This window comes from Algoriphagus faecimaris, from assembly GCF_900101705.1.
GTDB classification, from domain to species: domain Bacteria; phylum Bacteroidota; class Bacteroidia; order Cytophagales; family Cyclobacteriaceae; genus Algoriphagus; species Algoriphagus faecimaris.
Window position 1 is genome coordinate 54,380 of sequence record NZ_FNAC01000027.1, and the last position, 8,397, is coordinate 62,776.

Genomic DNA, 8,397 nt, shown 5'->3' on the forward strand with positions numbered 1-8,397 from the left:
ATAAAGTTATACTTCTTTGTTTTTATCTCCCCACGCCATCCACTCCCGTTCATCGGCAATGAGTTGGGCGATGAGGTCATCGGTACTGAGGTTGTATTCCCATTCCAATTCCGCTTTGGCTTTGGTGTTATCGCCATAGATCACGCCCAGATCGAGGGAACGCATAAAGGCTTGGTCTAGCCGCAGATGTTTCCCCATATCCAGTCCCAATTGGTCGAATACTTTCAGCAGGAGCTCTTGCAGCGTGCTCAGGTTACCCGAGCAGATAATGTAGTCGCCGGGGCGTTCCTGTTGCAGCATCTTCCACATGGCTTCTACATACTTGGGCGCATAGCCCCAATCGCGGCTTACGGCCAAATTGCCCAAAGTAAGCGTTTCCGCTTTGCCAGCTTGTATTTTCAGCGCAGTATTGATGAGTTTTTTAATGACGAAGTTCTCTCCCCTCAAAGCCGATTCGTGATTAAACAGGATGCCGCAGGTAGTAAAAATGCCATAAGCCTCGCGGTAGTTTACTGTCAGCCAGTGGGCGGAAGCCTTTGAGATGCCATATGGACTGACGGGATGGAAGAGCAACGACTCGCGGATGGGCAGGTTCTGGAAACTAACATTCCCGAACATCTCACTGCTAGAAGCTTGGTAAAACCGGATTTTCCTATCGAATTGACGTACTCCATCTAAAAGATTCATTACACTCATTGTATTAAATGAAAAAGTTTCTTGAGGAATATGAAATGATTGCCCTACTGAACTCTGTGCAGCTAAATTGTAAATTTCATCTGGATGATATTGTTCCAAACATGCTAATACAGCTTTGGGGTCAGTCAAATCAAAATAAGCTATTTCAATCTTCTTATCTATACCTAAATAAGCCAATCGATGGAAGGCAAATGAATCGGTTTGTCTAGTAACGCCTATTACATTATAACCCTTTGACAATAACAATTGAGCTAAATAGGCTCCATCTTGACCAGTTATTCCAGTTATTAGTGCTTTTTTCAAAATAAAATCAAAAGTAAAAATTTTACTTAAATTCTTTGTACCATTTAATAAACCCTAAGATGCCTTTTTTTAATTGGGTACTTGGAATAAATAAATATTTTTTTGAAACATTCGAAATATCTGCAAATGTCAATTCTACATCTCCTGGTTGAGCTTCAACAAATTCTTTTTTTAACGATTTTCCTGTTTGGAATTCAATTTCTCTTAGAAATTCATCCAATTCAATCGGCTTTCCCTGACCGATATTACAGATTTCAGCTCCTTCGATTTTTTCTTTCTGATTAAACACCTGAACAATGCCATTGACAATATCATCAATATAAGTAAAATCTCGTTTCTGCTTTCCGTAGTTAAAAACTTTGATCGGAGTCCCCTCAAAAGCTGCTTTGGTAAATAAGAAGGGTGCCATATCTGGTCTACCCCAAGGGCCATAAACCGTAAAAAAACGTAATCCTATGGAATTTATCCCAAACAAATGATGATATGTAAAAGCCATCAATTCATTGGATCTTTTGGTAGTTGCATACAAACTAATGGGCTTGTTGCAAGGTTGGTCTTCTGAAAAAGGTTGTTCAGAGTCCTTGCCATATACCGAGGAACTACTGGCGTAAATCAAATGATTTATTTTTTGATATCTACAAAATTCAAGAACATTAAGAAATCCTTCGACATTGTTTTTGATATAGGACTTAGGGTTTTCCAAGCTGTACCTCACACCTGCCTGAGCCGCTAAATGAACTACTGAAGTGATTTGAAATTCTTTTGAAAGCAAGGCCCAAAGCTTATCATCGGTAATATCAGCTTTTAAAAAAGTAAAATCTCCAGTCTCCAACTTTTTAATCTCCTCATTTTCAAGTTCCACACCAGAAATCCCCAGCTCTTTTAACCTTGCCAGTTTAAGTTGAGGGTCATAATAACCATTCAGATTATCCACGCCCACTACTTGGTGACCCAATTCAAGAAGCTTTTTACAAAGATGAAAACCAATAAATCCAGCGGCTCCGGTGACAAGAATGCGTTTCACTGCTTTTTCTAAAAATTAAGGGTTAAATGACAAATAGTATTTGTTCGAGGTTCAATTTTATTAGAGTTTCCGACACGATTGGCAAGGTGAATTTGGGGTTAACATTGAACCTTGAACTTTGAGCAATTTATCGCTACTCAAAGTAATTGAGGGTCTCATAGCCACCGTCACGGAGGTACTGATCCTTTTTCATCAATTTCAGATCGCTTTGCATCATATCTTTAACCAGATCTTCCAAGGTGATTTTCGGTTCCCAGCCTAATTTTTCCTTGGCCTTGGTCGCATCTCCGATCAATAACTCGACTTCTGTTGGGCGGAAATATTTGGGGTCGACTTTTACCAATACGTCACCTATTTTGGGGGTTCGATGTTCGGGGTTCGATGTTCGATGTTCAAAATTCTGGCGTTCTAAGACAGTTACACTTTGAAATTTTTCTTTGTCCACCGAGTCTAAAATCCCGACCTCCTTTATGCCGGTCCCCTCCCAGCGAAGGTGGAGACCTGCTTCTGCAAAGGCCATTCGTACAAAGTCCCTTACCGGAGTAGTCTTGCCGGTAGCGATCACCCAATCCTCGGCCTCCTCTGCCTGCAAAATCATCCACATCATTCGGACGTAATCCTTGGCATGCCCCCAATCCCGTTGGGCATCGAGATTACCCAAGTACAGCTTATCCTGTAATCCCAAGGCGATTCTTGCCGCTGCCCGAGTAATCTTTCGAGTCACGAAGGTTTCTCCTCGAAGAGGGGATTCATGGTTAAACAGGATACCATTGCTGGCAAAAATCCCATAGGCCTCCCTGTAATTTACGGTAATCCAAAAGGCATACATTTTGGCTACGGCATAGGGACTACGTGGATAGAAGGGAGTTTTCTCGGTTTGAGGAACTTCCTGCACTTTACCGTACAGTTCGGAAGTTGAGGCCTGATAGATTCTCGTCTTTTTCTCCAAACCCAACAAGCGAATAGCTTCCAATAACCTCAAGGTGCCCAAGCCATCGGCATTTCCTGTATATTCCGGGGTTTCGAAGGACACATGGACATGAGACATTGCCGCCAGGTTGTAAATCTCATCCGGCTGGATTTCTTGGATCAAACGGATGAGATTGGTACTGTCGGTCATATCCCCATAATGGAGGATAAAATTTCTATTTTCCTCGTGAGGGTCTTGATATAAATGGTCTATTCTATCCGTATTAAAAAGGGAGGATCGACGCTTGAGTCCATGGACGATGTAGCCTTTTTTGAGTAAAAATTCGGATAGGTAAGCGCCGTCTTGGCCGGTGATGCCGGTTATGAGGGCAACTTTTGAAGTTGAAGAGTTATTCATTTGTTTCGTTCGGCGTTTGAAGTTCGGGGTTCAGAGTTCGGGGTTCTGGGTTCCAGGTTCGAAGTTCGAAGTTCGATGTTCGGGGTTCGAGGTTCGGGGTTCGAAGGTTTGCTTAAGAATATTTGTTTCCTTTCCGTTCTGAGTTTTTGAGATAGATCATTAAAGACTTAATCTTTGTTCTCAGTCTTTCTGTTCGGTTCAAAACTTCATCTAGTTCAATTTGATCAATATATACCGCGTCAAAGGCCCGATAAGCCTGTGATCTAGTTTCGGCATTTGAACCTCTAGCAATAGAAAGGAATTGTATAAACTCTTTATTTCCGTCCCTATCAAATCCTTCGGCTATATTATCCATTATAGAACCAGATGAACCATTAATCTGACCTACCAATTTGAAGTCTTTGGAAAAATCAGACTTTCGAGTTAAGGATCGAATAAATTTGCACAACTCTCGAGCTTCTTTCCAGATTTCTAAATCTTCAAACTTCTCGATCTTCATGAAAAATAGTTTTTGGTTCGGGGTTCTTGGTTGAAAGTTCGGAGTTCAGAGTTCAGGGTTCAGAGTTCAGGGTTCAAGGTTCGGGGTTCAGGGTTCGGGGTTCGAAGTTCAGAGTTCGAGGTTCAAGGTTCAGTTTGAATGAACATGGAACAACGAACTTCGAACAACTTTAATCGATTTTGACTTCCTTAAACTCTCCTTGATTTTCCAAAAACCATTGATACGTCTTGCGGATGCCGTCTTCGAGGGTGGTTTTGGCTTTCCAGCCGGCGGAGGTCATTTTGGAGACATCCATGAGTTTGCGGGGAGTGCCATCGGGTTTGGTGGAATCCCAGATGATCTCCCCTGTATGTCCCACGATTTTTTGGATGAGTAAGGCGAGTTCGCGGATAGTCAGGTCTTCTCCGGTGCCTACGTTGTAGAGGTTTTCGGTGAATTTATTCTCCAAGGCAAAGACCACCGCTTCGGCCAGGTCTTCTACATACAAAAACTCCCTCATCGGAGTACCACTACCCAATAAGGTTACTGGTGCATGATCTACAGATCCTTCGAACTTGTCGACTCCCGTCTCCAAGGTGCTCAGCATAGACAAAGCTTCGTGAAACTTCCGGATCATGGCGGGTAGCACATGGGAGGTTTTGAGGTCGAAATTATCAAAAGGCCCATAAAGATTGGTGGGCATCAAAGAGACAAAATCCTTTCCATATTGTTTGCGGATGGCTTCACAGGCTTTGACACCAGTGATTTTGGCGATGGCATACCATTCGTTGGTGGGTTCGAGTGGGCCTGTCAGCAAATACTCTTCCTTGAGCGGTTGTGGTGCTAGTTTAGGGTAAATGCAGGAAGAACCTAGAAAAATGAACTTTTGTACGTCAGCTTTGTGAGAAGAATCAATGAGATTATTTTGAATCTGCATATTCTCCATTAGAAAGGGATAGGGGTAATCATTATTGGCGAGAATCCCTCCTACTCGGGCAGCTGCATCAATGACCACTTCCGGTTTTTCTTTGGAAAAAAATTCTTGAACGGCTTGTTGATTTCGAAGATCTAGCTCTTTGGAAGTTTTTCCGACCAGATTTTTATAGTCTTCTTTTTCCAAGGCTCTCCAAATTGCTGAACCAACCATCCCATTATGCCCTGCAATGTATATTTTGGATTTTTTATTCATTTATAATTTGTCTCAGAAGGCCAAAGAGTTTATTTTTTTCTTGACACCGAGGAAAACCGAGTTGCACCGAGGACCACGGAGTCTTTTTTTTATTATTTGAGGGCCTGCCTAAGGCAGGAAGAGATAAACTGAGAAATTTGCTTTAAGCCCATAGAGATAATCGTATTTTTTGGTCACCGAGGGCCTCAGAAATACACGGAGGGCCACAGAGTTTTAAATTTTAAAGAGATACTCTTTGGATACCATCAATCATTCTAAGGGCTTTAAAATTTAATAGAAGGCCTCTTTTAAATCCACCAAATTTTAAATAGGTAAGTATTTGTGCGAGATGAATATCATTTAATTCTTCGACGGTTTTGGTCTCAATTACCAGCTCTTCATTGACCAACAGATCAATTCGGTAGCCATTTTCAACAAGTAGATCTTTATATTGAATAGATACAGGCACTTCCCTTCTGGCTATTAAACCACGGTTGACTAATTCGTATTGAAGGCATTTTTGATACGAAGACTCCAAAAGCCCAGGGCCTAGATGGCGATGTACTTCAATTGCAGCGCCTATAACTTGTTTGGTGAGTGAATCTTCAATCATCGTTATTTGCACTTAAACTTTTTTGTCACAGAGAGCAACCGAGGAGACACCGAGAGTCACAGCGTTTTTTCTTTTTTTATTTCTAAATAAACATCTTTGGCCCTCTGTGTAACTCTCCCGAAATGCTTCGGGACAAGTTGTGCATCCCTCCGTGGTCCTCTGTGTTCTCAAAAAAAGCGAGCTTGCGAGCACTTAGTGATCTTGGTGTTCTTAGTGGTTAATAAATAGCGAGCCTGCGAGAACTCCGTGGTCCTCTGTGTCAAACTCTATGGTCTTCCGTGCCCCAAATTATGCGAGCCAGCGAGCCCTTTCCCGATTCTCGGGACAAGTTGTGTCCTTCGTGTTCTTGGTGGTTAAAGAAAAGCGAGCTTGCCAATATCAGGTCAAATCCGGATTTTCTTTTTCAAGCCGTTCATAGACCTTTTTGACCTCTTGAGATTTGGAGCGCTTGAGTACTAATAGGGCATCCGGAGTCATCACAATCAAGCTGTTTCTAATACCTACAAATTCAGTATGGATGTCCGTTCCCAAGACCATATTCCCGTTTTTATCTACTGTCTTGCCTTGCTTTTTGAAGTAGGTAAAGATTTGTTCAAAGCTCCCCATATCCGACCATTTAAAATCTGAGGGAACGACTTTGATCTTATTACTTTGCTCCATTACTGCATAATCCACCGAGATGGAAGGGATTTTGGCAGAGAGATCTTCTTTGAGGAAACCCTTATCCCGTTTTTCAAAAGCTTCTTTGGATCGTAGATAAACTTCGGGTTCGAATGCCTTTAACTCCTCCAAAAACAATCCTGCCTGAAAGCAAAACATCCCTGAGTTCCAGTAGAAGTTGCCCTTTTTAATAAATTCCTCTGCCGTATCCTGATTGGGTTTTTCTCTAAAGCTTTTTACTTCCTCCCCTTCCGCTTCTATGTATCCAAAGCCCGTTTCGGGTCGGGTAGCTTTGAGACCAAAGGTGACGATATAGCCTTCTTTTGCAAGTTGAATGGCCCGCTTGACCGCTTTATCGTAAGCAGTGCCTGACTCGATGAGGTGATCTGAAGGGGTTACAAATAGAATATCCTCTGCTTCTACGGCGAAGGCAGCAAAAGCGATGGCGGCGGCTGTATTTCGGGGACAGGCTTCGATGATTTCCTGATATTCGGTGATTCCAGCCTTTTCCAGGTCCTTTCTAGAGAGTTGGTAATTGTCCTTATTTCCCACCACCAATACCTGATCGCAGTAGGCTTGATTACGTTTTGCTGTTTTTTGAAAAAGTGTTTCCCCTTCAAAAATCGGCAAGTACTGCTTGGGTTGTGTCTTTCGAGAGATGGGCCAAAGTCGGGAGCCTATACCGCCGGAAAGGATGAGGTTAATTATATGCAAGGGAGAGGGGGTTTGGGACTTCGACTTCGCTCAGTCTGACAGGTTTGGGGTTCGGGACTTCGACTTCGCATAGTCTGACAGGTTCGGGGTTCGGGACTTCGACTTCGCATAGTCTGACAGGTTCAGGGTTTTCGACAGGGCCAAGCAGGGATGTTGTCGAATTGATGAATTGTTTCACTGATGAACTGGTAGTTGACCCATATTTTCAGGTTAAGGCTTCTATTCGAAAGTTAATCAAGTTTTTACAGCTTCGCCCTTTCAGTCCCAATTTGAGTGAAAAATTAAGACAGGAGGCTAATTGAAATGGCCAAGGGGTGGCCTAGCGTAATCCTGTTTTATTTTTCTTTGTTTTTGGTACTTAGCTTTGTAAAGTAAGTTTAGAAAATAGATCTTAAGGATCTGATATTTTGGGGTTTATTTTATCAAAGGTGTCTTTTAAGCTAATAGGATCACCCTGACTGAAAGTACTAATTATGAACAAAGGTAATAAATCGAGCAAATTTAGTACTCAGATTTTGTTAAGTTTTTGTTCAAATTTATCTTGTTTTTTTTATATATGGATTTTTGCATTTTGTGTCCAACTCTTTGGTTTTAGTTCGGCCTGATTTGTTGGAGTTGGGCCCAATCCTGAATATGCCAAAACTGACTATGTCCGAAGTTTTCTGCCAGAAAGAGCTCATTGGATCCTAATTCAAATCGGAGTGAAGCCGGGCCTTCCTCGCCTGTGAGTTGCTCAAATACTTCAGTTCTTCTGCAAAAGGAGTCAAAACTAGCACCATAATCATAAATGCGAGAGAACCGGGCAATGGTGTTCTCATCGATGAAAAACTCATAGGTGCTGCAAGGTTTGTTGCCGGGGTTTTTGACATAGCGCTTGGCTGAGAATTTTATGTTTCCCAGGTTGCTGCGGCAAATTACGGTAGGCAGTAATCCTTCCCTACTCATGAGTTCGAGCGACTTTAGCTCTTGGGCGAAAGGCTCATCTGCTTTAAGGCTTTTGGCCTGATCCAACTGAAAACTCATGTCCTTGAGCATTTGAAAGGGATCAAATAGGACAGGTTTTCCAGCGTACTGATAGGATAATTTTTGGCCGTTGACCTCTTTGGTTTTGGCCCTGTACCCAGTTAGGGTTTTGTTAAGAAAGTTGAAAACATTCATGATGTTGGAAAAAAGGGGATAAACAAAAAGAATTCTTAGTATACAACGTAAGAACTACAAATGTATTATTTATTTCTTTAAACTACAATTCAATGTATATCTGTAGGGGTTTAGTGAATATGTGTTGGCTTTTTTGATTTAATCGAAGGAATGGGGTTGGGGAATTGATGGGAAGTTGTCAGGAAGTTTGGAGGAATGGAAGTTTGGATGTTGCAGATCCTTTTCGCTGCTTGGTATGGGCTTGATCACTATATGG

Annotated in this window: 8 protein-coding genes; all 8 read right to left on the minus strand. The window is 42.1% G+C overall.

The window, feature by feature from the left end:
• Positions 1–6: 6 nt before the first annotated feature.
• Positions 7–999: a GDP-mannose 4,6-dehydratase gene (locus BLQ57_RS13925; RefSeq protein ID WP_087940177.1), complete on the minus strand. Its 993-nt coding sequence runs from the start codon at positions 997–999 to the stop codon at positions 7–9.
• A 22-nt stretch (positions 1,000–1,021) separates the two neighbouring features.
• Complete coding sequence (locus BLQ57_RS13930) at positions 1,022–2,023, minus strand: NAD-dependent epimerase/dehydratase family protein (protein ID WP_087940178.1); 1,002 nt, start codon at positions 2,021–2,023, stop codon at positions 1,022–1,024.
• A 133-nt stretch (positions 2,024–2,156) separates the two neighbouring features.
• A complete protein-coding gene (gene gmd, locus BLQ57_RS13935; RefSeq protein ID WP_087940179.1) occupies positions 2,157–3,350 on the minus strand; it encodes a GDP-mannose 4,6-dehydratase in 1,194 nt (397 codons plus the stop codon).
• A gap of 112 nt (positions 3,351–3,462) precedes the next feature.
• Positions 3,463–3,849, minus strand: a complete 387-nt coding sequence (locus BLQ57_RS13940) for a four helix bundle protein (RefSeq protein ID WP_087940180.1) — start codon at positions 3,847–3,849, stop codon at positions 3,463–3,465.
• A 169-nt stretch (positions 3,850–4,018) separates the two neighbouring features.
• Entirely contained in the window at positions 4,019–5,017 is a 999-nt protein-coding gene (locus BLQ57_RS13945; RefSeq protein ID WP_087940181.1) for a GDP-L-fucose synthase family protein, read from the minus strand.
• Positions 5,018–5,237: 220 nt separating this feature from the next.
• Positions 5,238–5,609 carry a GxxExxY protein gene (locus BLQ57_RS13950; RefSeq protein WP_087940182.1) on the minus strand — a complete coding sequence of 124 codons (372 nt, stop codon included), beginning with the start codon at positions 5,607–5,609 and terminating at the stop codon, positions 5,238–5,240.
• A gap of 378 nt (positions 5,610–5,987) precedes the next feature.
• Positions 5,988–6,983 carry a mannose-1-phosphate guanylyltransferase gene (locus tag BLQ57_RS13955; protein ID WP_087940183.1) on the minus strand — a complete coding sequence of 332 codons (996 nt, stop codon included), beginning with the start codon at positions 6,981–6,983 and terminating at the stop codon, positions 5,988–5,990.
• Positions 6,984–7,574: 591 nt separating this feature from the next.
• A complete protein-coding gene (locus BLQ57_RS13960; RefSeq protein WP_087940184.1) occupies positions 7,575–8,141 on the minus strand; it encodes a hypothetical protein in 567 nt (188 codons plus the stop codon).
• Between the last annotated feature and the right edge of the window lie 256 nt (positions 8,142–8,397).

Bases quoted from the DNA above. Each gene is read 5' to 3' on its own strand.
- gmd (WP_087940179.1), bottom strand. From the start codon at position 3,350: ATGAATAACTCTTCAACTTCAAAAGTTGCCCTCATAACCGGCATCACC.
- BLQ57_RS13940 (WP_087940180.1), bottom strand. From the start codon at position 3,849: ATGAAGATCGAGAAGTTTGAAGATTTAGAAATCTGGAAAGAAGCTCGA.
- BLQ57_RS13945 (WP_087940181.1), bottom strand. From the start codon at position 5,017: ATGAATAAAAAATCCAAAATATACATTGCAGGGCATAATGGGATGGTT.
- BLQ57_RS13950 (WP_087940182.1), bottom strand. From the start codon at position 5,609: ATGATTGAAGATTCACTCACCAAACAAGTTATAGGCGCTGCAATTGAA.
- BLQ57_RS13960 (WP_087940184.1), bottom strand. From the start codon at position 8,141: ATGAATGTTTTCAACTTTCTTAACAAAACCCTAACTGGGTACAGGGCC.